The sequence below is a fragment of the Streptomyces hygroscopicus subsp. hygroscopicus genome (genome assembly GCF_001553455.1).
Lineage (GTDB): Bacteria > Actinomycetota > Actinomycetes > Streptomycetales > Streptomycetaceae > Streptomyces > Streptomyces hygroscopicus.
On the sequence record NZ_BBOX01000273.1, the window covers coordinates 12,910 to 33,512 of the forward strand.

20 protein-coding genes and 1 pseudogene are annotated in these 20,603 nt (G+C 72.5%); 13 read left to right on the top strand and 8 right to left on the bottom strand.

Translation table 11 applies throughout. The features are described 5' to 3' along the window. Nucleotides 1–220: 220 nt before the first annotated feature. Nucleotides 221–1,459, top strand: a pseudogene (locus tag AXW62_RS26085) (helicase associated domain-containing protein); the annotation flags it as partial. Nucleotides 1,460–2,355: 896 nt separating this feature from the next. On the opposite strand, the gene AXW62_RS44125 reads toward AXW62_RS26085, so the two are convergent. The 3 genes from AXW62_RS44125 to AXW62_RS26095 are packed head-to-tail and all read right to left on the bottom strand — an operon-like array spanning nt 2,356 to nt 3,784. Further along, the gene (locus tag AXW62_RS44125; RefSeq protein WP_159060960.1) at nt 2,356–2,982 is read right to left on the bottom strand and encodes a hypothetical protein; all 627 of its coding nucleotides are present in this window, start codon (nt 2,980–2,982) and stop codon (nt 2,356–2,358) included. Then, complete coding sequence (locus tag AXW62_RS26090; RefSeq protein WP_060946658.1) at nt 2,979–3,506, bottom strand: RNA polymerase sigma factor; 528 nt, start codon at nt 3,504–3,506, stop codon at nt 2,979–2,981. Before AXW62_RS26090 ends, AXW62_RS44125 begins: the two co-directional genes overlap by 4 nt. Then, the gene (locus AXW62_RS26095; RefSeq protein ID WP_060946659.1) at nt 3,503–3,784 is read right to left on the bottom strand and encodes a hypothetical protein; all 282 of its coding nucleotides are present in this window, start codon (nt 3,782–3,784) and stop codon (nt 3,503–3,505) included. The genes AXW62_RS26090 and AXW62_RS26095 overlap by 4 nt, the downstream gene beginning before the upstream one ends. 513 nt (nt 3,785–4,297) lie before the next feature. Between AXW62_RS26095 and AXW62_RS44905 the strand changes: the two genes are divergently transcribed. The 3 genes from AXW62_RS44905 (at nt 4,298) to AXW62_RS26105 (ending at nt 6,492) form a co-directional block, all read left to right on the top strand. Continuing rightward, entirely contained in the window at nt 4,298–5,581 is a 1,284-nt protein-coding gene (locus AXW62_RS44905) for a DNA-binding protein (RefSeq protein WP_252368736.1), read from the top strand. Nucleotides 5,582–5,689: 108 nt separating this feature from the next. Beyond that, a complete protein-coding gene (locus AXW62_RS46755) occupies nt 5,690–5,818 on the top strand; it encodes a hypothetical protein (RefSeq protein ID WP_289306024.1) in 129 nt (42 codons plus the stop codon). A gap of 26 nt (nt 5,819–5,844) precedes the next feature. After that, nucleotides 5,845–6,492, top strand: coding sequence for a TnsA-like heteromeric transposase endonuclease subunit (locus AXW62_RS26105; RefSeq protein WP_252368737.1), 648 nt, complete (start codon nt 5,845–5,847; stop codon nt 6,490–6,492). 413 nt (nt 6,493–6,905) lie between these two features. Here the strand turns inward: AXW62_RS26105 and AXW62_RS46955 are convergent, their stop codons facing one another. Then, nucleotides 6,906–7,124: a hypothetical protein gene (locus AXW62_RS46955; protein ID WP_306305071.1), complete on the bottom strand. Its 219-nt coding sequence runs from the start codon at nt 7,122–7,124 to the stop codon at nt 6,906–6,908. A 281-nt stretch (nt 7,125–7,405) separates the two neighbouring features. On the opposite strand from AXW62_RS46955, the gene AXW62_RS46960 reads away from it, so the two are divergent. Then, nucleotides 7,406–8,611, top strand: a complete 1,206-nt coding sequence (locus tag AXW62_RS46960; protein ID WP_306305072.1) for a TnsB C-terminal domain-containing protein — start codon at nt 7,406–7,408, stop codon at nt 8,609–8,611. Nucleotides 8,612–8,790: 179 nt separating this feature from the next. Here AXW62_RS46960 and AXW62_RS47485 read toward each other — a convergent pair whose 3' ends face one another. From AXW62_RS47485 to AXW62_RS26125, 4 genes are all read right to left on the bottom strand, one after another. After that, a complete protein-coding gene (locus AXW62_RS47485) occupies nt 8,791–8,913 on the bottom strand; it encodes a hypothetical protein (protein WP_435842744.1) in 123 nt (40 codons plus the stop codon). Nucleotides 8,914–8,964: 51 nt separating this feature from the next. After that, nucleotides 8,965–10,143 (bottom strand): MAB_1171c family putative transporter, encoded by a 1,179-nt coding sequence (locus AXW62_RS26115; protein WP_060946662.1) that lies wholly within the window; start codon nt 10,141–10,143, stop codon nt 8,965–8,967. 1 nt (nt 10,144) lies between these two features. Further along, complete coding sequence (locus AXW62_RS26120; RefSeq protein WP_252368738.1) at nt 10,145–10,651, bottom strand: hypothetical protein; 507 nt, start codon at nt 10,649–10,651, stop codon at nt 10,145–10,147. Nucleotides 10,652–10,749: 98 nt separating this feature from the next. Beyond that, nucleotides 10,750–11,241, bottom strand: a complete 492-nt coding sequence (locus tag AXW62_RS26125; RefSeq protein WP_079106103.1) for a hypothetical protein — start codon at nt 11,239–11,241, stop codon at nt 10,750–10,752. Between the two features lie 759 nt (nt 11,242–12,000). Between AXW62_RS26125 and AXW62_RS26130 the strand changes: the two genes are divergently transcribed. From AXW62_RS26130 to AXW62_RS26165, 8 genes are all read left to right on the top strand, one after another. Further along, nucleotides 12,001–13,221: a DegT/DnrJ/EryC1/StrS family aminotransferase gene (locus AXW62_RS26130; RefSeq protein ID WP_060946664.1), complete on the top strand. Its 1,221-nt coding sequence runs from the start codon at nt 12,001–12,003 to the stop codon at nt 13,219–13,221. Nucleotides 13,222–13,392: 171 nt separating this feature from the next. After that, nucleotides 13,393–14,211, top strand: a complete 819-nt coding sequence (locus tag AXW62_RS26135) for a DNA-methyltransferase (protein ID WP_060946665.1) — start codon at nt 13,393–13,395, stop codon at nt 14,209–14,211. Between the two features lie 5 nt (nt 14,212–14,216). Then, nucleotides 14,217–15,449 (top strand): iron-containing alcohol dehydrogenase, encoded by a 1,233-nt coding sequence (locus tag AXW62_RS26140; RefSeq protein WP_159060961.1) that lies wholly within the window; start codon nt 14,217–14,219, stop codon nt 15,447–15,449. Next, nucleotides 15,446–16,501 (top strand): GHMP family kinase ATP-binding protein, encoded by a 1,056-nt coding sequence (locus AXW62_RS26145; protein WP_060946667.1) that lies wholly within the window; start codon nt 15,446–15,448, stop codon nt 16,499–16,501. The genes AXW62_RS26140 and AXW62_RS26145 overlap by 4 nt, the downstream gene beginning before the upstream one ends. A 62-nt stretch (nt 16,502–16,563) precedes the next feature. Next, complete coding sequence (locus tag AXW62_RS26150; RefSeq protein WP_060946668.1) at nt 16,564–17,496, top strand: glycosyltransferase family 2 protein; 933 nt, start codon at nt 16,564–16,566, stop codon at nt 17,494–17,496. Nucleotides 17,497–17,506: 10 nt separating this feature from the next. After that, a complete protein-coding gene (locus AXW62_RS43210) occupies nt 17,507–18,538 on the top strand; it encodes a radical SAM protein (protein ID WP_060946669.1) in 1,032 nt (343 codons plus the stop codon). Further along, nucleotides 18,538–19,464: an NAD-dependent epimerase/dehydratase family protein gene (locus tag AXW62_RS26160; protein ID WP_060946670.1), complete on the top strand. Its 927-nt coding sequence runs from the start codon at nt 18,538–18,540 to the stop codon at nt 19,462–19,464. Before AXW62_RS43210 ends, AXW62_RS26160 begins: the two co-directional genes overlap by 1 nt. Next, a complete protein-coding gene (locus AXW62_RS26165; RefSeq protein ID WP_060946671.1) occupies nt 19,461–20,594 on the top strand; it encodes a DegT/DnrJ/EryC1/StrS family aminotransferase in 1,134 nt (377 codons plus the stop codon). Before AXW62_RS26160 ends, AXW62_RS26165 begins: the two co-directional genes overlap by 4 nt. The last annotated feature ends 9 nt before the right edge of the window (nt 20,595–20,603 follow it).

Below are 20,603 nucleotides of genomic sequence, written 5' to 3' on the forward strand. Positions count from 1 at the left end.
CCTCACTCCCCAAGACACCATGCAAGCTCCCCGCCCTCGGGAGCCCCGCGTCCCGCGACCCTACCTCCACCCACCGACACCCACGCAGACCAGAAAAAGATCACAAACCACTCCCTTGCACCCGCAGCCTCGCCGCGAAGACGCCATACCTCTCGAGAGACACGACATACCAACAGGCCACACCCACAACAAACGTGCCTGGACGCTCCGCCGCCTCTAGATAAAAGGGCTGCGCTCCCACGATGAACGACTCGTTGAGCAGCTCGCCTCCCGCGCCCTGTCCCGGGGCAAGCACGAGCGCAAGGTGCACGTTCAGCGTGATGAGGAGGGGCGGATCGTCGGCGCCGGCGGTGAGGGGAGCGAGGACCAGGAGCAGGACGACACGCAGGCCGCCGCCGATTCGGCCCTGCTCCACTTCTCCTCTCCCCGGGACGCGGGGACGATCGCCGCGTTTCTGCGTACCCGGGTGTACCGGCCGGAGTCCCTGGTCTGGCTGGAGGGCTACCAAGCCCTCATCCGGTGGCGGGCGGAGAACGAGATCACCGGGCTCTACGCCGTGCCCTACGACGTTGAGACCCCCGTGGGTGCGACGAAAGATTTTCCCCTCGGGCGATGGGTCCACCAGCAGCGGAAGGCCCTGCGAGCAGGTGAGCTGGAGGATCGGCGCAAGACCCTGCTGGACGCCCCTGAGGCCGGGATGGTGTGGGAGCCCGGTGAAGAAGCCTGGGAGAACAAACTCGCCGCGCTCCGCTCCTACCGGCGGGCCACAGGGCACCTCGCTCCCCGCCAGGACGCGGTCTGGGGCGAAGGCGAGGCAGTGGTGCCGGTGGGCCAGCACATGGCCAACCTCCGCCGCAAAGGCGGCCTCGGGAAGGACCCCGAGCGGGCCGCGGAGCGCGCGAAGCAGCTGGCTGCGGTCGATGAGGACTGGAACTGCCCGTGGCCTCTGGACTGGCAGCGTCACTACCGCATCCTCGCGGACCTGATCGACGCCGACGGCAGCCTGCCCGAGATCCAGCCCGGGGTGCTGTTCGAGGGTGACGACATCGGGCAGTGGCTGGAGCGGCAGAAGAAACCGGGCACCTGGGCGCAGCTTCTTCCCGAGCAACAGGAGCGGCTGTCGAAGCTGGGCGTGCAGCCCGCTGAGGCGCCGTCTCCCGCGCCGGCGGCCTCGCGCACGACGAAAGGCCCGAGTAAGGCGCAGGCGGCGTTCCAGCGGGGCCTCATGGCCCTCACGCAGTGGGTGGAACGCGAGGGTGACCGGCCTGTGCCAAGGGGGCACAGCGAAGAGATCACGGTCAACGGCGAGCCGGTGACCGTGAAGCTGGGCGTATGGACGTCGAACACCAAGTCGAGGAGGGACCGGCTGGGCGCCGACCAGCTCGCCGCGCTCGCAGAGCTGGGCATGGACTGGGCAAGGCCGGTGACGGTCCCGCAGGCCGTCCCGGACAGCCTCTGATCGCCTCTTGCGCCATGACCGGACCCCGGGCCTCTCAGCGCCCGGGGTCCGGTGCTGTTCGGAGGTAGCGTGCCCGGCCCCGGGCCGGAGCGGACCCGCGGCGCGGCGAGGGCGGGGCGACGCGGCGACCACCACCAGGACCAGGAGGCGGGCGTCGGCACCGGCCAGTACCTCCTCGCCCACAGGCCGCCCTCGACGCTGAGGGCCGGGAAGCTGGCGGGGGTGGCGGCCCGGGCCACCCGGCGGCGTGCGACACAGTACGGGTGCACGGCAGCTCGGGACACAGGCGGCGCGGGGCCAGGGCTCAGTGGTGGAGATGGAATGCTACGACCGCCCGATCGCGGCGCGGTGGCGGTGAACGCGCGCAGCGCGGCGCGGCAAGACCGCGAGGGCGCGGCAGCCGCACGGGGCGGGCCGGGGACGGGGCAGCGGCGGCGAGGGGACACACGGGGGACCGCCCGCGCCGCCAGCAGTTCCAGGCCGACCAGACGACGCCCGCCAGGCCCTGATTCCCTGCGCACGGACGGGGCTCCGGGCCGAGCGACTACCCCCGGCGCCCCGCCCGGAGTCGGGGGTGCCACGAGTGCCTGTCCGACGCCCGCGGCCCGGCAGCGAGGGCGTGCCCCGGGACTATTCCTGATGCCAGGCCGAGCCGGCGGCCTCGGTCTCCTTCCGCGAGACGACGTCGACGGTTCGGGCGTTGCGGGGGCTCATCTTCGCGAGGCGGTCTCTGCTGGGTGCGTGAGTCGTTTCACGTGCCGGGAATGCGACAGCGGCCCGCCGGTGGCGGGCCGCTGTCGCAACGAGTCGTTGTGCCCCAGCGTGAGGCACTCATGATGGGTCTGCCTACAGAGCGTCTCCCGTTTCCTTTGGGCATGGCAGAGGAGTGTTACGCATTAGCGTCGCCTTCCGTCTGTCATGCGATCAGGGTGCTGCAAGTACTTCTCGATTTCCCTCACCAGTTGCTTCGCGTCTTCGCTCAGCTCTGGGTTGACTGCAGCACTCAACGCCAGTTGCACGGCCGCGAATGTGTGTGATCCAGCGTTTGTTCCACTAGCTTTCCACACATACAGTGCTGCCCTGTTTTCCAGTTCCGAAGGTGCTGGAGACTCAACTGGCGGGTTCTCTTGTTCCTGCCTTTCGGCACGGAGGAGCTCAAGATAGTCCCGCGCGTCTTCGTCGCCTCGTTCTGCTGCCCATTGCCACCAGCACAATGCCTCTTCGTCGCGGTTTAGGTACTCCAGGAGTTCCGCGATTCGGCGTGTTTCTTGTGCGGTGGTTTTATGAGCACATTCACGTGCCAGCAGGAGTACGAGTTCGCTCTTGGCTTCGGTGTGCTCTCGGTCGTCTGGGCAGGGGGCGGGGCCCGGGGGCCAGCCGGCAGGCTGGCCCCCCTCCGTCTGTACCGAGTCCTCGGGTGTCCGCGGGCTCTTTGAAAGTGCCTGCTCGCAGCGTTCGAGCAGGGCCCATACGGCGAGGAGCCGGATGGCGCTCTGCTGGTGTTCCTGGTCCCAGGTGCTCATGCGGTTCCCTCCTCGGCGGTCTCGTTGACGTACTTCTTCAGGTTCTTGACGGCCATGCGGATGTAGCTCTTCACCGACTCCTCCTTAAGGCGCAGGCGCTTCCCGGCGTCTTCAGGGCTGATGTCCTGGAGAACGCACAGGGTGATGACCTGCCGCTGCCGGTCGGGAAGTTTTGTGACTAGTTCATCGATACCCTCTTTGATCATTTCGTAGGCGGCATCAGGGATACCGATCCGGGATTCCTGTTCGGGCAGTTCCTGCGACAGTGCAGGGGTGACGCGCTGGTTACGCCGGAATTGGTCGATGACCGCGTGCCTGACTGCGGTGCGGCCGTAGGCGGCCCGGTTCCCGGGCCGCGCTACGATCTTTTCCCACGACGTGAACATGCGCATGTAGGCGACCTGCACAGCATCTTCTGCGCTGTGCAGGTCGCCGCCTGCTTCGGCCCGGGCCACGCGGGAGAACGCCGCGCTAGTCTCGAGGACGAACGCCGCGAAGTCCGTGCCCCGGTCGGGCTCGGTCACGCAGCCTCCCGCGTGACGATCGCCGCCTGGCCCTGCTCTGAGTGCTTGTAGAACAGCCAGGCCGGCTGCCCTTCCTCGAAGCGGGCCGCGGCCCCGCCCTCCGGCAGCGCCGCCGCCATCGCGATCATCGTCGCGCGCTGCTCGCGCTCCGTGCGCGCCTGCAGGTACGCCTTCAGGCACATCTCCACCGCGCTCTTGGTACGGCGCAGCGCGTAGTACGCCAGGAACATCAGCGGGACCGAGATCCCACCCGCTCCCATCCACTCGAGCCAGGTCACCAGACCGGCCTCCCATCATCGACTCGTTGGTGAGGGCGTTGACGCCCTCACCCCTTACACGCGCCGGGAGGCCCGAATCCGGATGCCATGGGCCAACTTTTTTTCCATCAGCCTCAGTTGCCACGCTATCCCCCATCTGACCAGCAGAAACACAAGTCGCCGCGCCAAAGATGGGCAGAGCGCCCGCCCGCGGGAGTCCCGCCGGGAGGGCTGGTGCCGACGCCCCTTACCGAAAGGGCGAGCAGCGGATCGTCGGACGTGCTCGCCGTCGCGGCCATCGGCGCCGCCCGGCCCGCTGCGTGCGCTGGCGGGGTGTTGTTGCGTCACCGAGCGAGGCAACAACATCGATATCCGGCCGGGACCGTCAGTGCTCACTGCGCGCCGGATGAACGGCTGCCGTGGTTTGTCTCCGTGCGGGAGCCTGGTGCGATGGCTGTAGGGATCTTCCGCGTAGTGCCTCTGCCCGGCGAGACAACGTGCTCACTCCTGTGTCGCATCGCGGCCTGCTACGGGATGGAAGCGAAGGTGCTGCGGGCGTGCTGGAAGTGGCGCAACCATCCGCCCGGGCACGAGGGCGGGGGCGCGCGGGCCGATGCCGAGGTGCTGCTGAATGCGGCCGGCCGCCGGCTCCTGGCAGGCCTGTGCGGCGTGGTGGAGGAGGTGCTGGCGCGGGCGTTGCCGTCCTGGGCGGTGGAGGATGCGAAGCTGCGCGCCGGAGCTGGTGATCCGGTGGGACTGTGGCGTACCGGTGGCGCGGTGGCCGGTCCGGTGGCCTTCGGCTGCCGGCTGTGTGCGGCCCGGCGTACGGGGGCGGCTGTGCGGGTGGTGCGGTATGCGCCGCGGTGGGAGCGGGTGTGCGTGCGGCATGGGCGGTGGCTGCTGGACGCGGACGCCGATCAGCCGCTGGAGCATCTTGATCTGCGTGGCCTGCCGGAGGTGGTGGCGGCGCAGCGGCGGTGGGCGTCGGGCGGTGCGGGGCCGGAGCGGGTGTTCGCGCTGGCGCGGGCGGTGGTGGCCCGGTGGTGGGAGCAGGCTTTCGGCTGGGAGCGGGAGACGGTGTGGCCGCGGCGCCTGCACCTGGTTGCGGGCGGGGATGCGGGGGGTGATCTGGAGCGGTGGCGGGTCGTGGGGCGGGATGCGGTCGTCTTCCCGGAGGTGGTGGCGGTGGCCGAGGCGCTGCTGGACCCGGCGATGGCGGAGCTGGTGTGGGTGGACAGCGGTGCCGGGCGTCCGCGGGCGCTGCCCGTGGACGGGTTGTTCTGTCGCAGGCTGGGTGAGCGGCTGAGGCGTGCGTGGCTGGGGCCGCTGGCCGCGGCTGACCACGGCGGGCCGCTCATCGCGTGGATGGGCAGGGTCATCCGCCTTCGTCGCTCCGCCGGCGGGCCGCCCGGGTACGACAACGACCCGTGGTGGCTGCGGCAGGAACACCAGGCTGCAACCATGGCCGGGCAGCTGCGGGTGCTGGGCAAGGAGAAGAAGGCGCCCGGGTCGGGGACGATGTGGCGGGCTGCGGTGCCCGCCGAGCAGCGGATGCTGATTACCAGCACGCTGGACAGCGTCCAGGAGCAGCTGCTGCAACTACGCGGGGTGCACAGTGGTCCGACCGCCGACGTCGCCCGGCGGCTGCTGCGCGGCCTCGGTCACAGCGCCGGCCTGATCGAGAACGCCTGGAAGCGGACCGCTCTGGCGGCGGTGAACGGCGGCGTGCCCCTGGAAGAGATGGCCCGGTGGGTGGACATGCCCGTCGAGGTGCTCCGGGAGATGCTGACCGCGGACGGGCACGAGGCGGGCGGCTGAGCACGGTGCGCCGGGGAGAAGTCGGCTGTTAGCTGATACGGCACTCGTTCGTGGCAGGAACACTGAAAACGGCCGTCCGGGCGGGCGGGAGCGGCTTGGCTGGCACGGGTGAGCAGCACAGGAGCAGCCCGGGGCCGGGCAGGGCGGGCGGGCGTGGACCAGGGCGGCGGGTTCGAGGCGGTGTTCCTCGACCCGGTGGGCAAGCGGTGCAGCAGCGGTGGGCGGATGCCGCCCTGACCGTGGCGTTCGAGGAGTTGCCGCCGGTGTCGGCGTTTACGGTGGTCCCGGGGCGACGCTGGGGGCCGGGCCTGTGGTGGTCGGCGACCACCGGGCGGCACGTGGCCGCGGGGTCGAACGCGATGCGCGTGCAGCTGATGGTCCTGGACCGCGATCGGGACATGACGGGCCTGGCGGGGCGGCCGGTGCGGCTGCTGTGGCGCACCCCGCGCGGTCAGGTGCGTTCCTGGGTGCCGCAGCTTTTCGCCCGCCGTGCCGATGGCACCGCGCTGCTCGCCGACTGCCCGGGCCACCCCGACGCGGGCGGCGAACGCGCGAGGAACGCCGCCGAGGCGGTCGCGCAGGCGTGCGCGGACATCGGCTGGGCCTCCCGGCGTCTGCTGCCGCTCGACGACGTGCTGGCCGCCAACCTGAAGTGGCTGGCCGGCTACCGCCACCCCCGCAACGTCGGCCGCCCCGGTCTGGCGGCGGCGGTTGTGGAGGCGTTCGCGCGGCCGCGGCCGCTGATCGAGGGAGCTGGGGCGGTCGGCGACCCGATCGCGGTCCTGCCCGCCGTCTTCCATGCCCTGTGGCGCGGGCAGCTGACGGCCGACCTTACGACGCCGCTGCACGAACGGACCCTCGTCGGGCCGCGGGGCTGGAGCGGCCAGGGCACGAAAGAAGGCGCCCGGTGACCGCGCGGCGCGGTGCCCGGCCGACCGTGAAGGTCGGTGCGCGCGTCCGATTTAGCGGCGTGACGTGACAGGTCGTCGCCCTCTCGGGGCAGAGCATCCATCTGGTCGGCCCGGACGGCGGCGGCCAGGCCGTGCTCGCCGGGCACTTGTTCGCCGACCCCGGCTTCACCGTCATCGGCGCCGAAGTACCGCAGGCGGCCCCGCAGTGGGGGCTGTTCGAGACCGCCCCCGCTGCGGCACGCGATAAGGCGCTGGCCTGGCAGCGGCACGTCAGGGAAGTCGAATGCGGCCTGCCCGGCGGGCCCGGCAGCGAAGGAACAGTGCGACCGCAGTACGACCCGGAGCGGCACACGCTGGCCGAACGCGAGCAGGCCAAAGCGGAAGAGCTGACCGCGCTCGGGTTCGGCCGGGTGTCACGCACCACGGTGCAGCGCATGCGCCTGGCCTACCGCAAACAGGGCCTGTGGGGGCTGCTCGACCACCGCACCACCCGTGCTTCCAGCCTCACCGGGCGGGCCGACGAGCGGGTCGTCGCCGCCGTCCGCGAAGCGCTGCGCCGCCGCCGCGGCCGCTCCAGGGGCACCATCAACGGCCTGTTCCCGCTCATCAGGCAGATCCTTCAGGACCGGCACGGCCCCGGCACGGTGCCCGCGCCGTCGCAGGCCACGCTGTACCGGCTCGTCACCGCTCTCGCCCGGCCCGGTGAACTGCCCACCGGGCCCGTAAGGCAGGTGCCGGCGAGCGTCGACGGGCGGGCCTTCACCCCCGCTACGGCACTGCGGCCCGGCGAACAGGTCCAGGTCGACACCACCCGCCTGGACGTCCTCGCCCTCTTCGACGACGGGCGCCTGGCCCGGCCCGAACTCACCATCGCCGTCGACGTCGCCACCCGCGTCATCCTCGCCGCCGTGCTGTGCCCGAGCGCGACAAGGCCGTCGACGCCGCCCTGCTGCTCGCGGAAATGGCCGTGCCCCACCCCGCCCGGCCCACCTGGCCGGGCGTCCTGCGCATGGACCACGGCCCCGCACTCCCCCACCAGCGGCTGGCCGCACTCGACGAGCGGCTGGCCGGCGCGGCGGCCCGGCCCGTCGTCCTGCCCGAGACGATCGTCGTCGACCGCGGCAAAGTCTTCGTCTCCGCCGTGTTCACCGCCGCCTGCGAACACCTCGGCATCAGCGTCCAGCCCGCCCCGCCCCACGCACCGACCGCCAAAGGCATCGTCGAGCGGACCTTCGGCACCATCAACGCGCTGTTCTGTCAGCACCTGCCCGGCTACACCGGATCTGACGTCACCCGCCGCGGCCCCGACACCGAGAAAGACGCCTGCTACAGCGTCCCCCAGCTCCAGGACCTCCTCGACGAATGGCTGGTGCACTACCACCACCGGCCCCATGAAGGCCTGCGCCACCCGCTGATGCCCCGCAAGGCCCTCACGCCGAACCAGATGTGGGCCGCGCTGGTCGCCGTCGCCGGTCATGTGCCCGTCCCGCTGACCGGCCGTGACTACCTCGAGCTGCTGCCCGTGCGCTGGCAGGCCATCACCCCCGCCGGCATCCGCATCCACCACCGCACCTACGACGCGGACTTCCTCGCCCCCTACCGCGGGCAGGCCTCCCCCGTCGCCGGCCGCGACGGAAAATGGGAGATCCACTACAACCCCCACGACGTCCGCCAGATCTGGATCCGCCTCACCGACAGCCACCTCGCCGAAATCCCCTGGATCCACCGCGACCACGTCCACCAGCCATTCAACGACCACACCTGGCAGCACATCCGCACCCACGCCCAGCACAGCAACCACGACGACAGCCAGCAGCACGAAGCCGACCTGGCCGACGCCCTCGACCAGCTCATGCGCCGCGTCCACAGCGGCCACGCCACCACCACCGAACAAGCCCTCCTCGCCCGCGCCACCACGCTGCCCATTCCCGCCGCCCGGCACCCGCACCTCGGCACCGGCCCCACAACCAGCGCGCCGGCGCAGCACGACGAGTTGGCGCAGCACGACGAGGACGACAGCATCGACGAACTCGACGACCTCCCCGACGACGACACCCGCCCCGCCGCGGCCGCCGGATTCGGGCTCTACGACGCATACGAGGAAGCCGACAAGTGGTGAACACCCGCCCACGCCCCGCAGCGCAGAACCCGAGCAGCGCACCCGCCGACCCGGGCAGCGGCAACACGGCCGAGCCGTCCTGGCCCCTGACCACAGGGCTGGCACCGCTTCGCCACCACCGAACCGCCCGCCCCGCCCCAGCCCGGCGACCCGCCCCGCAGCGCCGACGAACGCCTGGCCTACCACTCCGCGTTCGTCACCATCCGCACCCCCGCCATCAGCCAGCTCGCCACCCAGGTCCGCACCCTGATGATCCTCGGCCGCCACCAGCAGACCACCGCCCGGCCCTCACTGATCCTCACGGATGATCTTTGAAGACGGGCCTAGGGCCGCTTGGCCGGGAGCCCGGGGGCTCAGGCGGTGCGTCGGCTGCCGTCCTCGCCAGGCCCGGCGTCGGACCGGAACAGGCGGAGGGCCGGGCAGTGGTGGGAGGCGTGGTGCAGGAAGGCGACCTCGGCGGTCACGGCCGTCCCGCCGTCGCCCATCGGGCCGGCCCCGGGTGCGGCGGGCGGGGCGGAACGGGGCTGCTGGGCGCAGCCTCCGCCGAACAGGCAAGCGGGTTCGACGGCTTCCTCGCTGCCGAGCGGGTCGGCCGGTCGGCGTTGCGTGCAGTCGAGGGCGGCCGGTCCGGCGCGGTCCCGGAGCACCAGCAAAGCGTCCCGGGTCTCGATCACCTTGCGGTAGGCGAGGAAGCGCCAGTGGGAGGGCGGGGTCAGCAGTTCGGCGCATCGGGAGCGGTAGCCGTCGAGCACCACCTGGGGCGATGCCCGGACCAGGTCGTGCCAGAGCGGCCACAACCGCCACAGGGCGCGGGCGTCGGCGGCGGCCCGGCGGGCCGCGCCGAGCAGGGGGACGAGCAGTGCGGCCCCGCGCAGCACCGCGTGCAGCCCGATGACCAGCCGCAGCGCTACGCCTTCGCCGGGCAGCGATGCAGGGGTCAGGGCCATGGCGAGCCGGCCGACCCAGTAGATCCCCGCGCAGACCGCGCCGGCGCCGAAGAGTCTGAGGCTCAGGCCGAGTCCCCGGTCGGCCGTGCGGCGGCCGTGGCGGAGGCAGAGCGTCGCGCAGGCGGCGTTGGCCGCGAGGTGGATGCCGCCGAGGACCAGCCAGTAGAGCGCCGAGTGGGTGACCCGGAGCACGCCGTCCACCGGCGTGGGCGCGCGGGTACGTTCGGCGAGCACCAGTGCCGACAGCAGCGTCAGGGCGATCGGGGCCCCGGCCCGTACCGCGGTGCGCAGCCGGGGCTTGTCCGCCGCCTGGGCCACGAAGAGCAGGACGGCGCCAGCCGAGAGGACTCCGGCGGCGTTCCTGGCCAGGGGCAGGGCCCAGGGCGCGCCGGACGTGCGGGAGGCGTGCCGGAAGGGCGGCAGGTCGAGCACCATGGCGACGGCGGCCAGCGCCACGCCGCCCCACAACAGGCGCTGCCGGGGGCGGCGGACGGCACCGGGCAGGCTGGAGAGGACCGCGGCGACCAGGAATCCGGTGGTCAGCGGCTGGTACCAGACCAGCCAGGCGGGCACGTGTGCCGCCATGTCAGGGCCACACTCCGGTGGCGTCCCGCAGCCGGTCCAGCACCTGGTCCGGGCGGCGGGCGGGAGCCGCGCCGCCGAGCCGGAGCATGGTGGCGAGGGTCTCGGCCTCCCGCTCCTGGGGGGTGGAGTAGTCGGCGCGGGGCATCAGCCGGCGGACGAGCTGTCGGTCCAGGTCGGGGAGCAGTCGCTCGGTGCCCGCCCCGCCCGGGACGATGCGGTGGTGGTCCAGGAGGATGTGGGCCAGTTCGTGGAGCACGATGTGTTCCTGATGGAGCCGCCCGGTGCGCTGCTCGTAGAAGATGTGGTCGGCGGCCTCGGTGCCGAGCCACAGCCCGCAGGTACCCGCCGCCGCGGCGGCGGCCGGTAGCGGGTGGAGGTGCAGGGGCCGGCCGCGCCGCTCGGCGACCTGCCTGCAGAGCTCCGGTACGGAGAAGGGCTGGGGGAGCCGGAGTCCGGCCATCGCGGCCTCGCACCGGCGGCGGCGTAATCGGGTATCGCACAAGGACATCTGCTCTCCTGCGAGGCGGGGGCTGGGGCGGCGGGCGGAATGCGCGCGTGACGGTGTCCGGCCACGGGTCGCCGCGGGGCCCGGCGGGGTGGTGGGGGCTAGGCTCCGGGGCCTCCCTCGTTTGGGGGTGGCCCGGCGGAGTCGTCGACCGGGAGGTTCTGGACTTTCCGTGCCTCGTTGACCATGGTCAGCAGGGCGTCGAGGGTGGCGGGTGACAGTCCGTCGGCGCGCAGCGCGAGGTTGCGTACGCGGGTGTCTCTTAGGGCGGCGGCGAGTTGGAGCTGGGCGTCGACGCGGGCGGCCACCTCGTCGTCCACGAAGTAGTCAGTCGGTACGCCGAAGAAGTCTGCCAGTACACCGACCTGATGCAGCGTCACGTTGTGTTTCCGCCCGGTGGCGAGCTCCCAGAGGTAGGTGCCGGAGATGGCCCGGCCGGTCTTCTCGGAGATCTCCCGGGCCAGCCGCGCGTAGCCGGGGCGTTTGCGCTCGCCGGCGTAGTAGATGGTGATCAGCCGGGCCAGCCGTTCGTCGAACCCGCCGGGCACCGGCCGGTCCGGCGTCGGTTTCGCGGTGTCGTGCTCGCTGCTCATCCAGCACCCCTGTCCGTGTCTTCGAGCGGCCCGGGTGTGTCGGGCGGTCCGGCCCGGCGGCGGCCGGAGGGGACCGGGCCCGGAACACCGGGCCGGGCGCCCTGGTCCAGTCAAACAGCCGTCCGTGTCGGCTGACAACAGGCAACTGCCAGCGGAACTTGACCACTTCACCGGCGAGCGATCGAACCCGGCCACTGGGGGCGGGTGGGTGCCGGAGGTGCATCGGGCCATCGGAACGGCTCCCACCGGGAGGGACGCGTACCGGGCCGGGCCGTCCGGCATACGCCATAGCGGACACGGGAGGTCTGAAAGCGCAGAGAACCGGTCATCGGCCGGGCTCGGCTTGACATGTCCACCAATCACTGGCGTACAGTTACGGCACTCGACAACCGCTGGAGCGGACAGCCCGGCCGACCCTCGCGGTCGACGGCACGGACCGAACTCCGGGCGGGCGCAACCGCTGTCGCGTCCCGTGTCGTATCCGGTCCCGTCCCGCCGCCCTCTCGCGCGATCCGTCCCGGCTCCCAACGGCTTCCCGTCCCTTGCCACCGGCACGTCCCCGACCGGCCGTCTCCCGGCCCTCCCGGCCGGATTCCGTACGTGTTCCACCCCAGGCACTCCCCGTCCGGGCCGCGCCCGCCGCGGGTCCGCCCACCACCCCGCGGACGGCACCGGGTGCCCGGCCCGGTGTCCGGCGTCACCCCGATCCCCGGCACGTTCCCCGGCCGTACGGCCGGAGGACCCCATCGGAGGTTCTTGATGACCGACGCACAGCCATGGCCGGCCTGGCCGGTGCACACTCCCGACACCGAACGGTGGCTGCTCGAGGTGGTGCGGTCCGGCCGCTGGGCGGTCAGCGGCGCGTTCACCGGCCGGCCGTCGTACGAGCAGGAGTTCGCCGACGCCTTCGCCCGGTTCATCGGCGTCCCGTACGCGGTGCCCGTGTGCAACGGGTCGGCGGCGCTGACCGTCGCGCTGGAGGCGCTGGGGGTGCGGGCCGGTGACGAAGTGCTGGTACCGGGCCTGACCTGGGTGGCCTGTGCCTCGGCGGTGCTCCGCGTGGGAGCCGTACCGGTCCTGGTGGACATCTCCCCCAAGACGCTGTGCCTGTCGGTGGAGGCCGCGGCGGCGTCGGTCACCCCGCGCACCCGGGCCGTCATGGCGGTCCATCTGCACGGTTCCGCCGTGGACATGGACGCGCTCACCGAGCTGGCGCGCCGCCACGATCTCGCTGTGCTGGAGGACTGTTCGCACGTCCACGGCGCGGCCTGGCGGGACCGGCGGCTGGGGTCGCTGGGCGACGCGGCGGCCTTCAGTCTCCAACAGACCAAGCTGCTCACCAGTGGCGAGGGCGGGGTGGCCACCACGTCCGATCCGGCCGTCCACGAGCTGCTCTACCGCAAGCGGGCGGACGGCCGGGGGCCCCGGCCGGACGCACCCGTCGGCGAGCTGCAACTGGCCGAACACCCCGGCGTGCAGGGCTACAACTACTGCATGAGCGAGTTCGGCGCGGCCCTGGCGCTGGACGGTCTGGGCAGGCTGGCCGAGGAGAACGCCCGTCGTCGCCGGTCGATGCGGCGGCTGGAGGAACTGCTCGCCGGGTTCGACGGGGCGGCACCGCTCTCCCGGCCGGAGGCGGTCACCGAGGACGCCGCCTACCAGGTCTGCGTCCGGCTGGACCCGGACGTGTTCGGTCCAGCCGCCAAGCACACCGTGGCCGCGGCCCTGTCCCGGGAGCTGGGTGTGCATGTGGAACCGATCGACTCGGCGCTGAACCGGAACGACCTGTACCAGCCGCTGGCTTCGGTGTGGGCCACCGGCGACCGGCGGCGCGAGCTGGATCCGGCGCGGTTCCGGTTGCCGGTGGCCGAGGCGGCCGGGGAGAACGCGGTGGTCCTGCCGCACCGGATGTTCCTCGCGGAGCCCGAGCGGATGGGCGAGATCGTCGCGGCGCTGGAGAAGGCGAGGGCGGCATCGTGACGGCTTTGGCCGGCGGCCCGGGCCGTCCGGTCCGGCCGGCGGGACCCATGCCCATCCGGGTGCGGCCGGCCCCTGTGGTCCGCACGGCCGGGCTCCGGCCCGGTCCGGCTCCCGCGGCCCGGCCGGAGGCAGCGGGCCCGTACCCCGTCCTGACCAGAGAGAGGTTCGGCGATGAGTCTTCGCACCGAGGCCGAGTCCCCGGCGCGCCCCGTGGCGTCGACCGCTCAGGGGACGCTCTTCCACGGCGACGCCACGGTCTTCCTCCGCGCGCTGCCCGAGCGGAGTGTGCGTCTGGTGGTCACCTCCCCCTGGTTCACCGGGCCCTGTGAGCCGTCGTCGCAGGACCCGACCAGCCCCGCCTTCGGTGACTGGCTCGACCATTACCTGGCCGAGATGGAGCGGGTCCTGCTCTGGGACGGCAGTGTGGTGCTGGAGACCGGGGGCGCCTGGGCGCGAGACCGCCCTGTGCGCACCGTGCAGCACTACGCGGCACTCAGCCGGCTGCTGGAGCGCGGCGACTGGTACCTGCTCCAGGAGTTCTACTGGTACAACCCCGGACTGCTGGAGGTGAACGAGGAGTACGAGGAGCGCCGGTTCAACCGACTGCACGACTGCGTGACCACTTGGTTCTGGCTCTCCCGGTCGCCGGACGCGCCGGCCGACACCCGTCGGGTGCGCGGATTCCAGAACCATCTGACCCACCCGTTCGGCAATTTCCTCGCGCTGAGCGACTCCTGGGCGGACCAGCCCTATCTGGAGGCTGCCGGGGAGCGCCGGTCCCGCGCCGACCTGGACCGCTTCCCGGTCGCCGCCCCGCTCTACTTCATCCGCCTGCTCACCGAGGAGGGCGAGCACGTCGTGGACCCCTTCGCGGGGATCGGCTCCACCGCTCTGGCGGCCGAGAAGGCCGGCCGCAGGTGGTCCTGCAACGACATCTCGGCAGCGGCGATCAGCATCGCGAAGCAGCGCATCGACACCTTTGGGAAGTGATGGCGATGGACTTACAGGCACGTGAACCGGCGGCCGCGGCGGATGCCACCGCGGCACCACCGCTTCCCTCAGGACTGCGGGAACGCTCCTTCGACATCGCGGGGAAGCGGGTCCGGGTCGTTCTGGGCGAGCACATCGAGGCGGAGATGGCCGCCGCGCTGGCCGAGCTGGACGCCGACCGGTTCGTGGTGGTGACCGACGCCAGGGTGGCGGAGCTGGCCGCCGGGGCGCTGGCGGAACGGCTGGAGCGCACCACTCCGACCCTGCTCCTCTCTCACCCGCCCGGTGAGGAGTTCAAGAATCTGGCCACTCTCTCCCGGTTCGTCGACCTGGCCCTGGACTTCGGGGTGACCCGGCGTTCGGTGGTGGTGGCGGTCGGCGGCGGCATCCCGGGGAACATCGCCGGGGTGCTGGCGGGGCTGCTCTTCCGGGGGCTGCGGCTGGTCCATGTGCCGACCACGGTGATCGCCGCCTGCGACTCGGTGCTCTCGGTCAAGCAGGCGGTGAACACCGGGCACGCCAAGAACACTGTCGGCCTTTACCACATTCCCGAGGCCGTCCTGGTCGATCTCGCCGTGGTGGCCAACGGCTCACCGCGCGACCTGCGGTCGGGAACGTGCGAGACGGTGAAGAACGCCCTCGCCATCGAGCCCGCGCAGATTCCCCGGCTGCGGCGGCTGCTGCGCCGGGAGGCCGACTACTCCCCCGCCGACCTGGGCGAGATCTTCGAGCTGAGCCTGGCCGTGAAGGGCCGGCTGCTGCTGGAGGACCCGTACGAGAAACACGCGGGCGTTCTGCTGGAGTACGGGCACACCGTCGGCCACGCCCTGGAGCTGGCCGGGGCGGGGCGGGGACCCGGCGGCGACATGATCAAGCACGGTGAGGCGGTCGCCCTCGGCATGACCGCCGCCGCGGACGTCGCCCACCGGGCGGGGCTGCTGGACGCGGAGGGCCTGGCCGTCCACGAGGAGCTGATCGACCGGATCGGGATCTGTCGCTGTCTGACGGTGGGCATCGCGCCCGAGACCGTGCTGCACCACATCGCGTACGACAACAAGCGCGGATACCGGTCGTGCGACGGGTCGGAGGTGACCATGGTGCTGCTGCGGGCGGTCGGGGCTCCGCTCAACGCCGAGCAGCGGTATCTGACCCCGGTGCCGCAGACCCTGGTGGCCGCCGCCGTGCACGACCTGCTGCGCCGGGGCAAGGAGTGCACCGCCGGGCATGGTCCGTCATGACCGGCGTCACGTCCCGGCTGCCGGAGCCGGCCCTCGCGGCGTCGGCGGCCCACCCGCCGGACGGACCGGCCGTGGTGACGGTCCGCTCGCCGCTGCGCATCTCGCTGGCGGGCGGCGGCACCGACCTGCCGAGCTACTCCTCCCGGTACGGCGGGCTGGTCGTCGGCTGCGCCATCGACCGCTACGTGGGGGTGACCCTCTTCCCGCGCGACTTCCGGGGAAGGCTGCGGACCGCGGTCGACACCACCGTCGAGTGTGACCGCGCCGGGAACCACCCGCATCCCATGGTCCGGGCCTGTCTGCTGCGGGCCGGGGTGGACGACGGCTGCCAGCTCGTCTCCTTCAGCGACGCGCCCAGCGGCAGCGGGCTCGGTGGTTCGGCCGCCTTCGCCGTCTCGGTGCTGCACGCGGCGGCCCCCGGGGCGTCCGCCCGGACGCTCGCCGAGACGGCCGCCGCGGTGGAGATCGACGACCTCGGGCGCGCGGTGGGCAAGCAGGACCACTATCTGGCGGCGTACGGCGGCATACGGCTGCTGCGCTTCCATCCCTCCGGACGGGTCGACCCCCAGCCGCTGGAGCTGCCCGCGGCGGTACGGGCCGGGCTGGAGGCCCGGCTGCTGCTCTTCTACTCCGGCACCAGCCGGGACGCGGGCGCGGTGCTGGCCGAGCAGAACGAGCGCACCCGCAGCGGCAACGACGACGCGCTGCGGCGGCTGCACGCCATCCGGTCGATCGCCGACGAGATGGTGAGCGCGCTGGAGCGGCGCGACCTGGGGGCGATCGGACATCTGGTCAATGAGCACTGGTCGCTGAAGTCCGGGCTCGGTTCGCGGATCAGCAGCCCGCGTCTCCAGGCGCTGCACGACCGGGCGCGGGAGGCAGGGGCGAGCGGGGCCAAGCTGCTCGGGTCGGGCGGGGGCGGTTTCCTGCTGCTGGTCTGCCAGCCGGAGCGGCACGCGGAGGTCCGCCGGTCGATGGTCGCGGCGGGCCTGCGGGAGCTGCCGTTCCGGCTGGCCGAGGGCGGGTCCCGGGCGATCCGGATGCCGCTGTGAGCCCCGCCGGAGCCCCGTGCCCGGCGGGGCCCGGGCGGGCCGTCCCTCCGGATCCCGCGCCGGTGATCCCCGCACGGCCCGCGGACGCCGGAGCGGCGGTCAGCGGCCCGGCGGCGAAGCACGGGCCGGAGGCACCCGGTCCGCGAGCCACCGCGGTGGCCGGACCCGCGGGCGCGGTGTCCGTGACTCCCGAGCGGCGTACGGCCGTGGCGGTCACCGTGGTGACCATCACCCGTACCCGGCCGGCGCTGCTGGCCCGGGCGCTGGCCAGCGCGCAGACCCAGTCCCCGCCCGGCGGCTTCGAGCACCTCGTGGTGGCGGACGACTGCGACGACACCCACGCCCTGCTGCGCGGCCGCGAACTACCGCAGAACGTCCGCTGGTTGCTGGCCGGCCGGGGGCCCGGCGAGGTCTCCGGGCCGGGCCGCTCCTCGCGACTGCGCAACATGGCCGTCCGGATCAGTGAGAGTCCCTGGATCGCTTTCCTGGACGACGACAACGAGTGGGAGCCGGACCATCTGACGAGCCTGCTGGAGTGCGCCCGCCGGACCGGGCACCGCGCGGTCCACTCCCAGCTGAGGATGTTCCACCCGGACGGCACTCCCTATCTGGAGCAGCTCGACCCGTGGACGGCCGACGAGGACGCCGCCCGCGCCGAGTACGCGCGGATGCGGGCCAGGGGTGTGGTGGCGCCCGGCACCTGCGTCCGCCGGGACCGGCTCGACCCCCTGGGCGCGCCGGACCCGGTGGTCTCGGTGGACACCGGCGAGTGGCTGCTCGCCCGGGAGCTGCTGCTGCGGCTGCCGTTCCGGGACGACTTCGACGCGGCCGACGAGGCCGCCAGGACCGGTGAGGACGACAAGCTCGCCGCCGATCTGCGCAGAGCCCGGGAGCCGGTCTCCTGCACCGGCCTTCCGACACTCCGCTACTACCTGGGGGGCTACTCCAACAACTTCGCCTCCGCTTTCGACCCGACGTTCTCCTGGCGAGCATGAGGAACCTCTGATGAGTTATGGCCTCGTCGACGGGAAGGTCGTCAGCCCCGAGGGCTGCGAGCTGAACGTCGCACACCACTGCAACCTCGGCTGCGCGTCCTGCAGTCATCTGTCGCCGGTCTTCCGCCGGTCGCTGATCGCGACAAAGACCGCCGCGCGTGATCTGTCCCTGCTGGCCCGCTCGTTCCGTGCCCGGTTCGTCAAGGTGCTGGGCGGCGAGCCGCTGCTCCATCCCGAACTGGTGCCGCTGCTTAACCTGGTACGCGACTCCGGGATCGCCCCGCACACCACGGTCTGCACCAACGGGTTGCTGCTGCCGAGGATGCGGGACGACTTCTGGGCGGCGGTGGACGAGGTGGAGATCTCGGTCTACCCCGACCGGGAGCTGCCGGAGGAGAAGATGGCCGGGGTACGGGCGTATGCCGACAAGCACGGCGTCCGGCTCACCCTGGCGTACTACTCCCACTTCCGGTACTCGTACGCGGAGCGCGGCACCGGGGACGACGGACTGGTCCGGCACATCTACGACACCTGTCAGATCGCCCATGTCTGGCGCTGTCACACGCTGTACGAGGGCCACTTCTTCAAGTGCCCGCAGTCGGTCTTCCTGCCGCAGGTCCTGGAGGGGGCCGGGGACCCGATGGCGGACGGACTGCGGCTCAGCGACGCACCGGACTTCCCCGAACGGCTGCTCGCCTACCTGCGGTCGCCAGAGCCGCTGCGGGCCTGCCGCAACTGCCTGGGCAGCGCCGGCATGCGCATGCCGCACCAGCAGCGCAACCGCCGCAACTTCCGGGAGCTCCAGGACCACACCACGGAGGAGCTGACCGACCGTCAGTACCTGCGGCTGCTGGACGAACGGCCCAACGCCGACGACGGATGCGCCGTCGGGGACCGGGACGCGTGGCGGGAGCGGCTGGCCGAACAGCCCCCCGCGGCAGTGGCCGCGTCCGGGCACACCGGGGCCGACCGGCCCGCCGAGTCCGACGAGTCGGGCCGCCGTGCCCAGTCCGCCCGCTACGCCCAGGGAAAGAGGTTCTGATGCGCTGTCTGGTCACCGGCGGCTCGGGGTTCATCGGCCGCCATGTCGCCCGCCGTTTCCACGAGGGCGGCCACGAGGTCCTGGTGCTGGACACCCGGTGGACGCCGGGCGATCCGTTTCCCGGGGAGGCCACCAGCGTCACCGACGAGCGCCGGCTGCGCGAGCTGTTCGCCGACTGGCGCCCCGATGTCGTGGCGCACCTGGCGGGCATGGCGGACGCCCGGGCGGTCCTGGCCGAACCCGTGGCGGCCATGGACGCCAACGTCACCGGCACCGCGGCGGTACTCGCGGCCGCCGCGGCGTCCGGAGTGTCCCGGGTGGTGATCGCCGGGAGCTGCTGGGTCTACAACGCCATGCCGGTCAACGCCGTGGACGAGGATGAACCCTTCCTCCCCTCAGGTGCGGGCCACTTCTACACCACCACCATGATCGCCAAGGAACTGCTGGCCCGGGACTTCGCCCGGCTGCACGGACTGGAGTCCACGGTGCTGCGCTACAGCCCCGTCTACGGTCCCGGCATGTGGCCGGGCCTGGTCGTCTCCGCGTTCCTCCGGGCGGCGGCGGCCGGCGGGCCGCTCACCGTCTTCGGGGACGGCGAGGAGCGGCGAGCCTTCCTGCACGTGCACGACCTGGCCGAGGCGTTCTACCGGGCCACCGCGCCGGTCGCGGCCGGCCAGGTGTACAACCTGGAGGGCCCCGAGATCATCACCACAGGTGAACTGGCCCGCAAGGTATCCGAGTTGTTCGGCGGTGTGCCGGTGGAACACCGCGAGGAGCCGACGCGCCGGGGCGAACTGGTCTACTCCCAGCGGTTCGTCTCCACCTACAAGGTCCGCAGGGACCTCGGCTGGACCCCCGGGATCGGGATCGACGAGGGACTGCGCACCCAACTGGCCGCGATGCGCGAGGAGGTGGCGGCCGGATGAGCGCCCCGCGTGTGGTTCCGGTCCGGCCGGACTTCTCCGCCGGGGACGTCGAGGAGATCCTCGGCGCGATCCGCACCAGTCTGGAGACCGGCCAGCTCGCCCAGGGCGAGCAGGTGGCGGCCTTTGAGCGGGAGACCGCCGCCGCCACCGGGGCGCGCCACGCGGTGGCGACCGGCACCGGCACCGGCGCCCTGGTCTGCGGGCTCCGGGCACTGGCGGCCCGGGGCGACGGCGAGGTGCTGGTGCCGGCCAACTCCTTCTACTCCTCGGCCGCCGCGCCGCTGCTCGCCGGCCTGCGCACCCGGCTGGTGGACGTGGAGCCGGACACCCTGGCGCCCTCCGTCCGGACGCTGCGGGAGGCCGTCACTCCCCGTACGGTGGGGGTGCTCACGGTGCACCTGGGCGGTCTGATCAGCCCGGAACTGCCCAAGGTGGCCGCCTGGTGCGCGGAGCGGGGGCTGTGGCTGTACGAGGACTGCGCGCACGCCCACGGCAGCCGGCTGGACGGCAGGCACGCCGGCCGCTTCGGGGTGGCGGGCGCCTTCTCGTACTTCGCCACCAAGGTCATCACGGCCGCCGAGGGCGGCATGGTCGTCACCGACGACGACGAACTGGCCGCCGCGGTACGGCTCCACCGCAATCTCGGCAAGCCCGAGGAGTGGCGCAGCCATCACACCGTGCTGGGTGAAAACGCCCGGATGAGCGAGCTGCACGCGGCCGTCGGCCGGGTCCAGCTCCGCCGGCTGGAGGAGTTCCTCGCGGTGCGCGACCGGCTGGCCCGGCAGTACACGGCGGGGCTCGCGCACATCCCGGGGCTGACCCCGGTGCTGCCCCGGCATACGGCGGCGAGCTGGTACAAGTACGTCGTCCTGCTCGACCCCGGCACCGACCGGGCCGCGCTGCGCGCCGCACTGGCCGAGGCGGGTGTGCGGCTGGGCGGCGAGATCTACGAGAAGCCGCTGGACGCCCAGCCGGTTTTCGCATCCCTGCTGCCGCCCGGCCGCCATCCGGTGGCGGACGACCTCTGCGCCCGGCACATCTGTCTGCCGCTGCACACCCGGATGACGGAGGAGGACATCGGCCTGGTGCTCTCCGCGCTCCCGGACGCGCTGAAGGCGGCCACCGGCTGACACCCCTCC